This is a genomic window from Streptomyces tanashiensis, from assembly GCF_014648895.1.
GTDB classification, from domain to species: Bacteria; Actinomycetota; Actinomycetes; order Streptomycetales; family Streptomycetaceae; genus Streptomyces; species Streptomyces tanashiensis.
The window spans coordinates 90,476-104,297 of sequence record NZ_BMRZ01000011.1 but is presented as its reverse complement, the minus strand read 5'-3'; the positions used below and the strand labels follow the sequence as shown (position 1 = coordinate 104,297).

The 13,822-nt window shown below is 71.6% G+C and carries 17 protein-coding genes and 1 tRNA gene; 5 read left to right on the top strand and 13 right to left on the bottom strand.

Annotated elements, in window-relative coordinates:
* Positions 1-55: 55 nt before the first annotated feature.
* Entirely contained in the window at positions 56-685 is a 630-nt protein-coding gene (locus IE237_RS27700; protein WP_189804841.1) for a TetR family transcriptional regulator, read from the bottom strand.
* 48 nt (positions 686-733) lie between these two features.
* Here IE237_RS27700 and IE237_RS27695 point away from each other — a divergent pair, with 48 nt between their 5' ends.
* Genes IE237_RS27695 through IE237_RS27685 form a run of 3 tightly spaced genes read left to right on the top strand, consistent with a single transcriptional unit; the run spans position 734 to position 3,107 of the window.
* On the top strand, positions 734-1,657 hold the full coding sequence (locus tag IE237_RS27695) for an oxidoreductase (RefSeq protein ID WP_189804840.1): 924 nt from the start codon (positions 734-736) through the stop codon (positions 1,655-1,657).
* Positions 1,658-1,713: 56 nt separating this feature from the next.
* Complete coding sequence (locus tag IE237_RS27690) at positions 1,714-2,286, top strand: TetR/AcrR family transcriptional regulator (protein ID WP_189804839.1); 573 nt, start codon at positions 1,714-1,716, stop codon at positions 2,284-2,286.
* Positions 2,283-3,107, top strand: coding sequence for an alpha/beta fold hydrolase (locus tag IE237_RS27685; protein WP_189804838.1), 825 nt, complete (start codon positions 2,283-2,285; stop codon positions 3,105-3,107). Before IE237_RS27690 ends, IE237_RS27685 begins: the two co-directional genes overlap by 4 nt.
* On the opposite strand, the gene IE237_RS27680 is transcribed toward IE237_RS27685, so the two are convergent.
* The 9 genes from IE237_RS27680 to IE237_RS27640 all read right to left on the bottom strand — a co-directional run bounded on the left by IE237_RS27680 (position 3,088) and on the right by IE237_RS27640 (position 8,619).
* Positions 3,088-3,906, bottom strand: coding sequence for a hypothetical protein (locus IE237_RS27680; protein ID WP_229842926.1), 819 nt, complete (start codon positions 3,904-3,906; stop codon positions 3,088-3,090). The two genes, IE237_RS27685 and IE237_RS27680, sit on opposite strands and share 20 nt — an antisense overlap.
* Positions 3,907-3,956: 50 nt before the next feature.
* The gene (locus tag IE237_RS27675) at positions 3,957-4,862 is read right to left on the bottom strand and encodes an RNA polymerase sigma factor SigF (RefSeq protein ID WP_189804837.1); all 906 of its coding nucleotides are present in this window, start codon (positions 4,860-4,862) and stop codon (positions 3,957-3,959) included.
* Between the two features lie 235 nt (positions 4,863-5,097).
* Complete coding sequence (locus IE237_RS27670; RefSeq protein WP_189804836.1) at positions 5,098-5,943, bottom strand: RNA polymerase sigma factor SigF; 846 nt, start codon at positions 5,941-5,943, stop codon at positions 5,098-5,100.
* Between the two features lie 213 nt (positions 5,944-6,156).
* Positions 6,157-6,450 carry a Dabb family protein gene (locus tag IE237_RS27665; protein WP_189804835.1) on the bottom strand — a complete coding sequence of 98 codons (294 nt, stop codon included), beginning with the start codon at positions 6,448-6,450 and terminating at the stop codon, positions 6,157-6,159.
* Between the two features lie 9 nt (positions 6,451-6,459).
* Positions 6,460-6,624, bottom strand: coding sequence for a hypothetical protein (locus tag IE237_RS27660; protein ID WP_177181689.1), 165 nt, complete (start codon positions 6,622-6,624; stop codon positions 6,460-6,462).
* Between the two features lie 415 nt (positions 6,625-7,039).
* Positions 7,040-7,124, bottom strand: a tRNA-Ser gene (locus tag IE237_RS27655).
* A 55-nt stretch (positions 7,125-7,179) separates the two neighbouring features.
* Positions 7,180-7,608: a tRNA adenosine(34) deaminase TadA gene (gene tadA / locus IE237_RS27650; RefSeq protein WP_229842925.1), complete on the bottom strand. Its 429-nt coding sequence runs from the start codon at positions 7,606-7,608 to the stop codon at positions 7,180-7,182.
* Positions 7,609-7,661: 53 nt separating this feature from the next.
* Positions 7,662-8,192, bottom strand: coding sequence for a tRNA adenosine deaminase-associated protein (locus IE237_RS27645; RefSeq protein WP_189804981.1), 531 nt, complete (start codon positions 8,190-8,192; stop codon positions 7,662-7,664).
* Positions 8,193-8,409: 217 nt separating this feature from the next.
* Positions 8,410-8,619, bottom strand: coding sequence for a hypothetical protein (locus IE237_RS27640; RefSeq protein WP_189804833.1), 210 nt, complete (start codon positions 8,617-8,619; stop codon positions 8,410-8,412).
* Between the two features lie 92 nt (positions 8,620-8,711).
* On the opposite strand from IE237_RS27640, the gene upp reads away from it, so the two are divergent.
* Positions 8,712-9,347, top strand: a complete 636-nt coding sequence (gene upp / locus IE237_RS27635; protein WP_015034991.1) for a uracil phosphoribosyltransferase — start codon at positions 8,712-8,714, stop codon at positions 9,345-9,347.
* Positions 9,348-9,453: 106 nt separating this feature from the next.
* On the opposite strand, the gene IE237_RS27630 is transcribed toward upp, so the two are convergent.
* On the bottom strand, positions 9,454-10,080 hold the full coding sequence (locus IE237_RS27630; protein ID WP_189804832.1) for a LytR C-terminal domain-containing protein: 627 nt from the start codon (positions 10,078-10,080) through the stop codon (positions 9,454-9,456).
* A 113-nt stretch (positions 10,081-10,193) separates the two neighbouring features.
* A complete protein-coding gene (locus IE237_RS27625) occupies positions 10,194-10,490 on the bottom strand; it encodes a type II toxin-antitoxin system VapB family antitoxin (RefSeq protein WP_030209440.1) in 297 nt (98 codons plus the stop codon).
* A gap of 97 nt (positions 10,491-10,587) precedes the next feature.
* On the opposite strand from IE237_RS27625, the gene IE237_RS27620 reads away from it, so the two are divergent.
* The gene (locus IE237_RS27620; protein ID WP_189804831.1) at positions 10,588-12,174 is read left to right on the top strand and encodes a helicase HerA-like domain-containing protein; all 1,587 of its coding nucleotides are present in this window, start codon (positions 10,588-10,590) and stop codon (positions 12,172-12,174) included.
* Here the strand turns inward: IE237_RS27620 and IE237_RS27615 are convergent, their stop codons facing one another.
* Positions 12,175-13,728: a M28 family metallopeptidase gene (locus tag IE237_RS27615; RefSeq protein WP_189804830.1), complete on the bottom strand. Its 1,554-nt coding sequence runs from the start codon at positions 13,726-13,728 to the stop codon at positions 12,175-12,177. It lies immediately after the preceding gene.
* Positions 13,729-13,822: the final 94 nt, after the last annotated feature.

Genomic DNA, 13,822 nt, shown 5'->3' with positions numbered 1-13,822 from the left:
GTTCTTCTACCCGGCCGTTCGTTCACCCCGGCCGTTCGTTCACCCGGCCGTTCGTTCACCCGGCCGTCGCGTCCAGTGCCGGCGCGAGCACCGCGAAGGCCTCCTCGATCAGCGCGCCGGGGTCCTCGGTGCCCTCGCCCTCGCTCCACCGGTGCAGCACGGCGTCGAAGGCTGCGAGTGCCACGCCCGCCGCGAGCCGGGGGCGGAGGTCGGTGCCGGGATCGCGTCCGAGGCGGACCGCCAGCTCCTCCGTCAGCTCCTCGCGCCACCGCGCCTGGTGCTCCAGGAAGCGGGCGAGCAGCGCCGGCGTCCGCAGGATCAGCCGGACCACCGGCAGGGCGCGCTCGGCATGGTCGCCGCACACGGTCAGCGGTACGGAGACGGTGTGGAGCAGCGCCTCGGAAGGGCGCTCCCCGGCGGGCCGGGCGGCGAGCCCCGCGCGCATGTCGGCGCCCATGCCGGCCAGGAACTGGACGACCACGTCCTCCTTGGACGCGAAGTACCGGAAGAAGGTCCGCTTGGAGACCCCCGCGGTGGTCGCGATCTCGTCGACGGTCACCGCGTCGAACCCCCGGAGGGCGAGCAGCTGGAGCGCCGCCTCGGTGAGTTCGGTCGCGACGAGCTGGCGTTTGCGCTGGGCGAGGGTGGTCACGGTCCGATGGTAACGCGGTGACGTCCATGGCATCTAGAGGCGCGCTTGACACTCGGTGACACGAAAGGCAACGTGTGCCGCATGACTGACAAGCAGCGCTGGACCGCCGACCTGATCCCGGACCAGACCGGGCGGGTCTTCGTCGTCACCGGGGCCAACAGCGGTCTCGGCCTCGCCACCACCCGCGCGCTCGCCCGCCGGGGCGGGCGCGTCATCCTCGCCGTACGGGACGAGGAGAAGGGCCGCCGCGCCGTGGAGGCCCTCGACGTCGACGCGCGCCTCCTCGACGTCCGCCCGCTCGACCTCGCCGACCTGGCCTCGGTGCGTGCCTTCGCCGACCGGATGCGCGCCGAGCACCCGCACCTGGACGTGCTCGTCAACAACGCGGGCGTGATGGCCCCGCCTCGCACGCTCAGCCCCCAGGGTCACGAGCTCCAGTTCGCCACCAACCACCTCGGGCACTTCGCGCTCACCGGACTGCTGCTCGACCTGCTCGCCGCCGGGACCGCCCCCCGGGTGGTCACGGTCAGCTCGATCAACCACCGCCAGGGCAGCCTCCGCTTCGACGACCTGAGCGGCGAGCGCGGCTACGCGCCCATGGCCTTCTACAACCAGTCCAAGTTCGCGAACGCCGTCTTCGGCCAGGAGCTGCACCGCCGCCTGACCGCGGACGCCGGACCGGTCCGCAGCGTGCTCGCCCACCCCGGGTACACCGCCACCAGCCTCCAGATGAAGGACACCTCCGGTCTGGCGAAGCTGTTCTTCGGCCGGATCGGCAATCCGCTGCTCGCCCAGCGACCGGAGCGGGGCGCGCTGCCCCAGCTGTACGCGGCGACCGATCCGTCCGTCGAGGGCGGCGAGTTCATCGGCCCGGACGGCATGGGGGAACTGCGGGGCACCCCGACCCGCGTACGTCTCTCCGACGCGGCGGGCGACCCCGGGACGGGCCGCCGGCTGTGGGAGGAGTCGGAGCGTCTGACGGGAGTGCGCTTTCTCGGTGCGTGACCGTACCTAGGGGTGCTAGCTTTCTTCCTAGGACTCCTAGGAAAGGGGAAGTGCCTGTGGTGCGCGCGGGAATCACCGCCGACGGGCTCGTACGAGCCGCCGCCGAGCTGGCGGACGAGAGCGGCTTCGACAAGGTCACCGTCTCGGCACTGGCCCGGCGCTTCGGGGTCAAGGACGCGAGCCTCTACTCACACATCAGGAACCTGCGGGACCTGCGGGTGCGGCTCGCGCTCCTCGCCTCGGCCGAGATGAACGACGCCATCGGCACCGCCGTGGCCGGCCGGTCGGGCAAGGAGGCGCTCGTCGCCTTCGCCGACGCCTACCGCGACTACGCCCTCGCCCACCCCGGGCGGTACGCGGCCACCCAGCAGCGGATCGACCCGGAGGAGGTCGCCGACACCGCGGTCTTCCTGCGCGCCGTCGAGCTCACCCACGGCATGCTGCGCGGCTACGGCCTCCAGGAGCCCGACCTCACCGACGCCGGTCGCCTGCTCCGCAGCGCCTTCCACGGCTACATCCACATCGAACTGAGCGGCGGCTTCGCGCACTCCCGCCCCGTCGCCGAGTCCTGGGCGCGCTCGCTGGACGCGCTCCACCACGTCCTGGAGAACTGGGGGAACGGATCATGAACGTCGGGACGCTGGAGGTTCCCGGTGCCCGCCTGCGGTACGAGACGCGCGGCAGCGGCCCCGTCCTGCTCCTGATCCCCGGCGGTGCCGGGGACGCCGGGCTGTTCGAAGGGATGGCCGGCCTGCTCGCGGACGCCGGGTACACGGTGGTCTCGTACGACCAGCGCGGACTGTCGCGCAGCCCGCTCGACGGGCCCCTCGGCGACCAGCGGGTGGCCGAGTGGTGCGAGGACGCCCTCGCCGTGCTGGACGCGGTCTCGCCGGACGAGCCCGCCTCCGTCTTCGGCAGCAGTTCCGGCGCCATCGTCGCCCTCGCCCTGCTCGCCGCCCGCCCGGACCGGGTGCGCCGCGTCGTCGGCCACGAGCCGCCCCTGGTGGAGCTGCTCGCCGACCCCGCCCCGTACCGCGACCACTTCGCCGAGGTGCGCGAGCTGCACCGCACCCAGGGGCTCGGGCCCGCGATGGCCCGGTTCTCCGAGACACCGGACGGCCGGAAGCCGGAGCGGGAGCAGCACGAACTGCCCGCCTCCATCCGGCCGATGGCCTCCCGCATGGCCGCCAACATGCCGGTCTTCCTGGAGCACGTCCTGTGCCCCTTCTCCTCCTCCGCCCCGGATCTGGAGGGGCTGCGCGCCGCCGCCGGGAAGCTGGTCCTCGGCGTCGGGCGGGAGTCGGAGGGTCAGCCGGCGCTCATCGGGCCGGCCCGGCGGATCGCGGAGCTGACGGGGGCGGAGGTCGTCGCGTTCCCCGGCGGCCACGTGGGCTGCGTGGAGCACCCGGTGGAGTTCGCGGAGGTGCTGCTCAGCGCCATGAAGCGGTGACCTCGCGGGTGTCGATCCGCATGCCGAGCGGCACCCGCCAGGACTCCAGGCACACCGTGTACGTCTGGGTCCGCGCCGTCCCCGCGGCGATCGGCGCGGGCAGCGGCTGGCTGGTGGGGACCGTCCCCCAGTCGGTGCCGAGCAGGCCGATGATGTGTGTCGCGAAGCCGACCGTGCCCGAAGTGGCGGCGGAGCCGCCGGTGTTGCGGAAGGTCACGGTGACCCGTTGGCACCAGCGCCGGTCGCCGTCCGCGAGGACGGGCGCGGAGACGCTGAGCACGGCGGGCCCGGGTGCGGGGGTCGGTGTCGGCGAGGACGGGGGCGTGCCGGTGCCGGGCGTGGTGGGTCCGGGCGTGGTGGACGGCGTACGGGGCGGGGTGCCGGTTCCGCCGCCGGAGCCTCCGTGACCGGGCGCGGTCGTCGGAGCCGTACCCGTGCCCGTGCCGGTGCCCGATCCCGTACCCGCGTCCGTACGGGACGGCCCGGGGGCGCCGGAGGTGCCGGAGGTCCCGGGCGCTCTGGAAGGGTCCGTGGAGGCGCCGCTCCCGCCTGTGGAGGGCGTCCCGGACGTGCCCGGGGCGGCGGGCGACGGGGACGACGTGCTGGACGTCGTGCCGCTCGTGGAGGGGCTCTCCAGGGGGACCAGGGTGACCGCGCCCGAAGGGGCGACCGCGCCCTTCGGGGAGGGGCCGGCGCCGACCGCCGCGTACCCCTCGCCGTCTCCTCCTCCGCCGCAGGCGGTCAGCGCCCCGCCGAGGCAGAGCGCCACCGCCACGAGTCCCGGCTTCCTTCGCCTCATGCGCCCCAGTCTGGCTGACGGGTCGTCAACAAGACGGGCTTTTCGGGAAGTCAGTCCGAGATGAGGCCCTCGCGCAGCTGGGCGAGGGTGCGGGTGAGGAGCCGCGAGACGTGCATCTGGGAGATGCCGACCTCTTCGCCGATCTGCGACTGGGTCATGTTGGCGAAGAAGCGGAGCATGATGATCTGCCGCTCCCGGGGCGGCAGTTTGGCGAGAAGCGGCTTGAGCGACTCGCGGTACTCGACGCCTTCGAGCGCGGTGTCCTCGTAGCCGAGGCGGTCCGCGAGCGAGCCCTCGCCGCCGTCGTCCTCGGGCGAGGGGGAGTCGAGCGAGGAGGCGGTGTACGCGTTGCCGACGGCGAGGCCGTCGACGACGTCCTCCTCCGACACCCCGAGCACGGCGGCGAGTTCGGGGACGGTGGGGGAGCGGTCGAGCTTCTGCGCGAGCTCGTCGCTGGCCTTGGTCAGGGCGAGGCGCAGCTCCTGGAGCCGGCGCGGGACGCGCACCGACCAGGAGGTGTCGCGGAAGAAGCGCTTGATCTCGCCGACGACGGTCGGCATGGCGAACGTCGGGAACTCGACGCCCCGTTCGCAGTCGAAGCGGTCGATCGCCTTGATGAGGCCGATGGTGCCGACCTGGACGATGTCCTCCATCGGCTCGTTGCGGGAGCGGAAGCGGGCCGCCGCGTACCGCACGAGGGGGAGGTTGAGCTCGATGAGGGTGTCGCGGACGTAGGTCCGCTCCGGGCTGTCGGCCGCGGCGCCTTCGGTGTCGAGGGCGCGCAGCCGCAGGAAGAGCGAGCGGGAGAGGGTGCGGGTGTCGAGGGCGCCCGGCGTGACCGGCATCGGCGGCGGCGTGACCTCCGCGCTGTCGGTCGCGGTCGGCGCCGTCGTCTGCGCGGGCACGGGAACGGGCGTGAGCGTGAGCACCTTCGAGCTGCCCAGTTCTGTGGACATGCCACCCCCTTGAGGTCGCGGACGGTCGCGGTGGCCGCGACCATCTGAGGAACGCAGCCTCCACCTGAATACCGGCGGCGGGGCTGCGGCAAACTCGGTTCCAGCAGAATGTCACATGTCGGCAACACGCTGTAGTGACTTGTCGACACGGACAGCTGACATTTCCGCAGGAAACAAGGGGTGTACGGCATTTGGGCCCTCGGAGAACTGCTCCGAACCGGTCTACCCGTTCTGGTTACGCCTCGATCCTGTTTGCGGATCTCAGGCGGGCGAAGCTGCGGGCGAGGAGCCTTGACACATGCATCTGGGAGACGCCGAGTTCCTGGCTGATCTGAGACTGGGTCAAGTTGCTGTAGTAGCGCAGCATCAGGATCCGCTGCTCCCGCTCGGGCAGCTGGACGAGCAGGTGCCGGACGAGGTCGCGGTGCTCGACGCCGGCCAGGGCGGGGTCCTCGTAGCCGAGCCGGTCGAGCAGTCCGGGCAGCCCGTCGCCCTCCTGCGCGGCCTCCAGGGAGGTGGCGTGGTACGAGCGGCCGGCCTCGATGCAGGCGAGCACCTCGTCCTCGCCGATCCGCAGCCGCTCGGCGATCTCCGCGGTCGTGGGGGAGCGGCCGTGAGCGGTCGTCAGGTCCTCGGTGGCGCCGTTCACCTGCACCCAGAGTTCGTGGAGCCGGCGCGGCACGTGCACGGTCCGGACGTTGTCGCGGAAGTACCGCTTGATCTCGCCGACGACGGTGGGCATCGCGAAGGTGGGGAACTGGACGCCGCGGTCGGGGTCGAAGCGGTCGATGGCGTTGATGAGGCCGATGGTGCCGACCTGGACGACGTCCTCCATCGGCTCGTTGCGGGAGCGGAAGCGGGCCGCCGCGTACCGCACGAGCGGCAGGTTGGCCTCGATGAGGGCCCCGCGCACCCGGTGGTGCTCGGGGGTCCCGGGTTCCAGGTTCTTGAGCTGCCCGAAGAGCACCTGCGTGAGGGCGCGGGTGTCGGCGCCGCGGGTGCTCTGGGGGCGGGGGCGCGGGGTCTCCGGGCCGCCTGCCTCGTGCTGGGGCGGGACCTGAGGTGCTGTACTGGCCGGCACGTTCACGCCACCCCTTTGGCTGGTCTTGCTGGTCGACTGGGTCAACTACGGTCAACTCATCCGTCAAAAGCGGTCATAGCATCACAAGACATGTCCACTGTGTGCAAGCACCGCATAGCAACGTGTTGAGGGCATGTTGGCGGAAAAAGGGGAGGTCACGCACGGAAAAGGCCCCCCGCCGCGACGGCAGGGGGCCTCGGAGTGAAGAGAGGACTAGAAGGCGTAGTCCGCGATCACCCAAGTGGCGAACTCGCGCCACTGGGCGACACCCGCCTGGTGCGCGGGGTGGTCGAGGTAGCGCTGGAGCGCGTCCTTGTCCTCGACGGCCGAGTTGATGGCGAAGTCGTACGCGATCGGCCGGTCCGTGATGTTCCAGTCGCACTCCCAGAACCGCAGCTCCGGGATCTGGTCGCCGAGGGCGCGGAACGCCTCGACGCCGGCGACCACGCGCGGCTCGTCGCGCGAGACGCCGTCGTTGAGCTTGAAGAGGACCAGATGGCGGATCACGGAGGGCTCCTAGTTGACGAGTTCGGTCATGAACTGGCCGACTCCCTGGGCGGCGCTGGAAATGCCCTCGAACCCTACCTGGACCAGATCCGCCGCCCGGGCCGGGGAGGTGACGATCGTGTACAGCACAAAGACCACGACCGCGTACAGCGCGACCTTCTTCGCTTGCGCCATCTGCCCAGCCCTCCCCTGTTCCCCCGCCGTACGACCGCGCCACTCTAACCGAGGCTTTATGGACCAAGGACCCGGCGATCGGGGCCTTTCGCCGCCCCCCGGAAGGGTGACGGGCGAGCAGTATGGATGTCGAGCCCGGCGGATCTGGCAGGAATCCGAAGGGCTCGAAGGAACCGGCCCGCACTGCGGGGTCCGCGCCGCGAGCTTCCCCCCTGACCGCGGCGCAGGACTGGCAGGTCCGGTTCTCATCGGGGGGAGCGGCTTGTCCCCCCGATGCCGTTCCCCCCGTCCCACGTGAGAAGGCCCCGGCCGCGCCACACACGCGCGGACCGGGGCCTTTCCCGTACGGCCCCTCGTGGGCACCGGAGATACGCCGAAGGGCCCGGCGCTGATGCGCCGGGCCCTTCGATCGAAGCGGTAGCGGAGGGATTTGAACCCTCGGTGAGTTTCCCCACACTCGCTTTCGAGGCGAGCTCCTTCGGCCGCTCGGACACGCTACCGAGAGAGAGCTTAGCGGAAAGTTCCGCTGCGATGAAATCCGTATCCCGGCGCAGGTCAGCGCGTGCGGAAGAAGGCCGTCAACTGCTCCGCGCACTCCTCGCCGAGGACGCCCTGGATCACCTCGGGGCGGTGGTTGAGCCGCCGGTCCCGCACGAGGTCCCAGAGCGAACCCGTGGCGCCCGCCTTCTCGTCGAGCGCCCCGAACACCACCCGCTCGACGCGCGACTGGACGAGTGCGCCCGCGCACATCACGCACGGCTCCAGGGTCACGACCAGCGTGCAGCCCGTCAGCCGCCACTCGCCGGTCGCCGCGGCCGCCCTGCGCAGGGCGAGCACCTCGGCGTGCGCCGTGGGGTCGCCGGTGGCCTCCCGCTCGTTGTGCGCGCGGGCCAGCACCGAGCCGTCCGGGCCGAGCACGACCGCGCCGACCGGTACGTCACCGGCCGGCGCGGCCGCATCGGCCTCGGCGAGGGCGAGCCGCATGGCGTCCCGCCAGGGATCCCGGACGGGGTCCGGAACAGGGACCGGGGGTGCCACTAGCGGACGGCCTCCAGGACCTCGGCGGCACCCAGCGCGTCCGCGATCTCCGCGAGCGCGTCGCTGTCGAGGGCCAGCAGGTCCTCCGGCGACATCCCGAGGTCCGCCAGGATCAGCCGGTCGCCCACCGGAGCGGCCGGGACGGCCTCGGCGGCCACGGAGCCCGCCTCGTCGTCCTCGTCCACGTCGAGCGGCTCCCCGTCCTCGGTGCCGTCCAGGTCCAGCGTCTCCAGTTCGTCGTCCAGGTCGTCCAGGTCGTCACCGAGGAGCTCCCGGGTGAGCATCTCCCCGTACGAGGAACGGGCGGCGGCGGCCCCGTCCGAGACGTAGATACGAGGGTCTTCCTCACCCTCGATCCGGACGATCCCGAACCACGCGTCCTCCTGCTCGATGAACACGATCACCGTGTCGTCGTCCGAGGCCTCACGGGCCAGCTCGGCCAGATCCGACAGGGTCTCCACGTCGTCGAGCTCCGTGTCGCTCGCTTCCCACCCGTCTTCGGTGCGCGCGAGCAGTGCGGCGAAGTACACCTGACTCTCTCCCACTGATCAGAGGTGTGACGTTCCGGCGGCGCGCTCCTGATGCCCCGCCCAATCGGCATCGTGACAGATACGACGCCGTCAGGAGAGGTCTTCGGCTCTTGCGTCGTGCATCAGTCTGAACGACCCCGCGATCGGGTGGGCGTGCGACCCCGGCGCACGAAGGGGGCGCACGGACCGGAGGGGCGGGCGGCCCCGGGCGGCGGCCTCACCAGCGGAAGGTCCGCATCCGCATGGCCTGGCGCATCCGGGCGGCCCGGGCGCGCCGCGGCTGCACGCGCTCGCGCAGCGCCTTGGCCTCGTTGAGCTCACGGAGGAACTGGGCGCGGCGCCTGCGGCGCTCCGCGTCGGTCTCCGGTGCCGGCGCCCGGGCCGCCCCCTCGGCGGCTCCCTCGGCCGGTTCTTCCAGGTCGGGCATCGGCCACACCACCCCATCGCTGGGTCCCTGTGCCCCCACCTTCCCTCAGCGCGGTGGGTCGACGCCAGTGCGGGGCGGGCTACTGTTGAGTCATGCGTCTCCACGTCGTCGACCACCCCCTGGTCGCCCACAAGCTCACCACCCTGCGCGACAAGCGCACGGACTCCGCGACCTTCCGCCGTCTCGCCGACGAGCTGGTCACCCTGCTCGCCTACGAGGCCACCAGGGACGTGCGGACCGAGCAGGTCGACATCGAGACCCCCGTCACGCCCACCACCGGCGTGAAGCTGTCGTACCCGCGTCCGCTGGTGGTCCCGATCCTGCGCGCCGGTCTCGGCATGCTCGACGGCATGGTCCGGTTGCTCCCGACGGCCGAGGTCGGCTTCCTCGGCATGATCCGCAACGAGGAGACGCTGGAGGCGTCGACCTACGCGACGCGGATGCCGGAGGACCTCTCGGGCCGCCAGGTGTACGTCCTGGACCCGATGCTGGCGACGGGCGGCACGCTGGTCGCGGCGATCCAGGAGCTCATCAAGCGCGGCGCCGACGACGTGACCGCGGTCGTGCTCCTCGCCGCCCCGGAGGGCGTCGAGGTCATGGAGCGCGAGCTCGCGGGCACGCCGGTGACCGTCGTGACGGCCTCGGTCGACGAGCGGCTCAACGAGAACGGCTACATCGTCCCGGGCCTGGGCGACGCGGGCGACCGCATGTACGGCTCCGCCGAATAAGCAACAGCCGGCTCCGCCGAATAGGCAACAGCCGGCTCTGCGGAATAAGCAACAGCCGGCTCCGCCGAATAGGCAACAGCCGGCTCCGCGGAGTAGGCAGCCGCCTCTAACGGCAGGGTTTCACCGCGGGCGCGGGCTTGGTCAGGGCGACCAGGGCCGCGTCCGCCGTCGCCTTCGGGGACAGCGTCTTGAACGCGGTCCCGAGGATCAGGTCCACATCCGTCGTGCCCCGGGTGTCCGTCTTGGCCGTGGTGCCCGCGAGCTGGGTGCCGAGGACCGGGAAGGCGCCCTTGGTGGCCGCGGGCGCGCCGAGCAGCAGGCCGGCGCCCGGGACCTTCTTGTCGTAGGCGGTGGGCGCGTTCCCCACCTTGCCGATCTTGAAGCCGCGCTTCTTGAGCTCGTCCGCGGTCGTCTTCGCGAGTCCGCTGCGCGGGGTCGCGTTGTAGACGTTGACCGTGATCTGCGCGGGCTTCGGGAAGGCGGCGGCGGGCGCGGTGGTGGCCTTGGGCGTGGGTTTGCAGTCGGCCTGCTTCCCGGCCGTCGTCTTCGTGCCGTCGCCGGAGAACACGTCGACGAGCTGCAGCGTCCCCCAGCCGGCCGCGCCGAGCACGACCACGGCGGCGGCGGACGCGAGGACGATCCTGCGCCGGCGGTGGGGGCGACGCATGCGGGGGTAGACATCCCCCGTGATGCGGTACTTTCCGCCCATGCCGGGGGGAGTGAGCATGCTCATGAACGCAGCGTAATGCCGCCCGTCGGCGATGCCTACTTGATGATCATGTGATCGCGTCCGGATGGGGGCGAACTGACCCCGAAAGGGTCAGCCGGGAAGGCTCTCGACAGGGCTCAGTCGAGTTCCAGTACGCGGGCGTGCAGCACCTGGCGCTGCTGGAGCGCCGCGCGGACGGCGCGGTGCAGTCCGTCCTCGAGGTAGAGGTCGCCCTGCCACTTCACGACGTGCGCGAAGAGGTCGCCGTAGAAGGTGGAGTCCTCGGCGAGCAGGGTCTCCAGGTCCAGCTGGCCCTTGGTGGTCACCAGCTGGTCGAGGCGGACCGGGCGCGGGGCGACGTCCGCCCACTGCCGGGTGCTTTCCCGGCCGTGGTCGGGATACGGCTTTCCGTTTCCGATGCGCTTGAAGATCACACGGAAAGCCTACCGGGCGAGCGGCTCCCGGCGCAGCCACGCGAGGCCGGTGGGATGCTGGTGCGAACCGTGACAAAACCGGAATTGGGGTGCCGTCATGAGCGTGAGCGAGCAGCCACCCGCCTCCCTGGCGGGGCCCGCCGCCGAGATCGCCGCCGGATACGCCTTCGACGGACCCGCACTCGAACTGGGGGCTCTGCTCTGGGACGGCACATGTCACCCGGACGCGCGCATCCGCATTCCGCTGCCCGTGCTCAACCGCCACGGGCTGGTCGCCGGGGCCACCGGCACGGGCAAGACGAAGACGCTCCAGCTGATCGCCGAGCAGCTCTCGGCGAACGGGGTGCCGGTCTTCCTCGCCGACATCAAGGGCGACGTCTCCGGGATCTCGGCCCCCGGCGCGGACGGCGAGAAGGTGCGGGAGCGCGCCGGGCAGGTGGGCCAGGAGTGGCAGGCGCGCGGCTTCCCCTGCGAGTTCTACGGGCTCGGGGGCACGGGCCCCGGCATCCCGGTCCGCGCGACGGTGACCAGCTTCGGCCCGGTGCTGCTCTCCAAGGTGCTCCAGCTCAACCAGACGCAGGAGCAGTCGCTCGGCCTGATCTTCCACTATGCCGACGCCAAGGGCCTGGAGCTGGTCGACCTCAAGGACCTGCGGGCGGTGGTGGCCTTCCTGGTCTCGGACACGGGGAAGGCCGAGCTGAAGGGGATCGGCGGGCTGTCGACGGCGACGGCCGGGGTGATCCTGCGGGCGATCACGGCCTTCGAGCAGGAGGGCGCCGGTGGGTTCTTCGGGGAGCCGGAGTTCGACACGGGCGAGTTCCTGCGGACGGCGGCGGACGGGCGCGGGATCGTCTCGGTCCTGGAGCTGCCGGCCGTGCAGGACAAGCCGCAGCTCTTCTCGACCTTCCTGATGTGGATGCTCGCGGACCTCTTCAACGACCTGCCCGAGGTCGGTGACCTGGAGAAGCCGAAGCTGGTCTTCTTCTTCGACGAGGCGCACCTGCTCTTCGGCGGGGCCTCGAAGGCGTTCCTGGCGTCGATCACGCAGACGGTGCGGCTGATCCGCTCGAAGGGCGTCGGGGTCTTCTTCGTGACGCAGAGCCCGAAGGACGTCCCCTCGGACGTGCTCGGACAGCTCGGCAACCGGGTGCAGCACGCGCTGCGCGCCTTCACCCCGGACGACGCGAAGGCCCTGAAGGCGGCGGTGCGGACCTTCCCGAACTCGCCGTACGACCTGGAGGAGGTGCTCACCGGGCTCGGTACGGGCGAGGCGGTGATCACCGTACTGAGCGAGAAGGGCGCCCCGACGCCGGTGGCGGCGACCCGGCTGCGGGCGCCCGAGTCGCTGATGGGGCCGGTCGAGGCGGCGGCTCTGGACGCGGCGGTGAAGGGCTCGCCGCTGTACGCGCGGTACGCGGAGGCGGTGGACCGGGAGTCGGCGTACGAGAAGCTGACCGCCGAGCAGCGGGCGGCGGAGGCGGCGGCGCTGGAGGCGGCGGCCGCGAAGGAGGCGGAGAAGGAAGCAGCGAGGGCTCCCGCTCCGAAGGGTCGGAAGGAGGAGCCCTCGCTGGCCGAACAGGTGGTGGGCAGTGGGATCTTCACGTCCCTGGCCCGGTCGATCGGCACCCAGCTGGGCCGGGAGATCAGCCGCTCGATCTTCGGGACGGCCCGCCGGAGGCGCTGACTAGGCGGTCACCTCGTCGTGGTCGCCGTGCAGGCCGCCGCCGCTGCCCGCGTCGCCGGTGGTCGGGGTGGAGACGACCGGCTTGCGCAGGGAGGAGATGTCGTGGGCGTAGGTGCCCACGGCGTTGGCGATGACGTCGATGTTGACGTCGAAGGCCTTCATGTCGACGTTGCTCAGGTTGTCGCCCTTGGCGTGGTAGTTCACGTCGTACGCGACGCCCGCCGTGCCGCCGAACTTGGCGGCCTGGGCGGCGGTCTTGATGCCCTCGGCGCCGGTGAAGGTGCCGCCGGAGGGGATGCCGACCGCGATGAACGGGCCGTAGTCGGAGCGGCCGGTGAAGTCGGTGCCTTCGTGCGGGACCCCGCGCGCGTCCATGAAGTCGGTGATGTCGCGCTCCAGTTGGGCGGAGCCCTCGGGGCCCGCGCCGGCGCCGACGCCGTCCGAGTTGTCGCCGTCGTACACGAACAGGCCGTAGTTCGGCGAGGCGATCATGTCGAAGTTGAGGTAGAGCTTGATCTCCTTCTTGTCGAGCGCGCTGAGGCTGTCGACGTAGTGCTCGGAGCCGAGGAGGCCGACCTCCTCCGCCGACCACCAGGCGAAGCGGACCTTGTTGCGGACCTTGTCCTTGGACTTGGCGAGCTCCAGGGCGGTCTGCAGGAGACCGGCCGAGCCGGAGCCGTTGTCGTTGATGCCGGGGCCCGCGGTGACGGAGTCGAGGTGGGAGCCGAGCACCACGGTGTTGGCGGCGTTCCCGCCGCGGGTCTCCGCGATGACGTTGTTGGTGACGCGCTTCTCCTGGAGCTGGCGGATCTCGAAGGAGAGCGAGACGGGGCCCTTGGCGAGGTCGGCGGCGAGCTGCGTGCCCTCGGCCAGGCTGATCCCGCCGGTGGGGAGCTTGCCGGAGGCCGGGTCGCCGAGGGTGCCGGAGAGGGCGCCGTCGACGTTGTTGTAGACGATCGCGCCGGTGGCGCCGGCCGCGGCGGCGTTCTGCTGCTTGATCGCGAAGGAGCAGACGCCGCGCTTGATCAGCGCGATCTTCCCGGTGAAGGCGCCGGTGGCGAAGTCGCCCGGCTCGCAGCCGGTGGAGCCGTCGGCGTCGACGGGCACGGCCGCGAGCTCGGCCGTGACGCCGCCGACCGGGGTGGACTTCGTGTACGTCATCGCCCTGATGTCGAGCGCGCGGGGCGCGGGCGCGACGACGGAGGCCTTCTCGGCGAGCGTCTGGGTGTAGATGAAGTCGAACTGCTGGTACCGGACGTCGTATCCGGCCTTCTTGAGCTGCGTGTACACGTAGGCGGCGGAGGCGTCGTGGCCGAGGGTGCCGGCGGCGCGGTTCCCGCCCGCCGAGTCGGCTATCGCCTGGAACTTCTGCAGGTGCTTGTAGGCGTCCTGGGCGGTGGTTTCGCGGACCAGCTTCTTCGCCAGCCTGGCGGCGTCGCGGGCGGGCGCGGCCGTGGGGTCCTGACCCGCGGTGGCGGGGGAGGCAAGGACCAGCGGGGTGGCGAGGGCGGCGGCGGCGAGGATGGCCGCGGCTCGGCGCTGGGATGCGTTCACAGAAGTCCTTCCCGGTACGGACGAGGTTGAGGGGAAGTTAGCGATCGCGGGGGCATTCTGTGAACAGATCTGTCGGAATTCCTGTCAGGTCAAA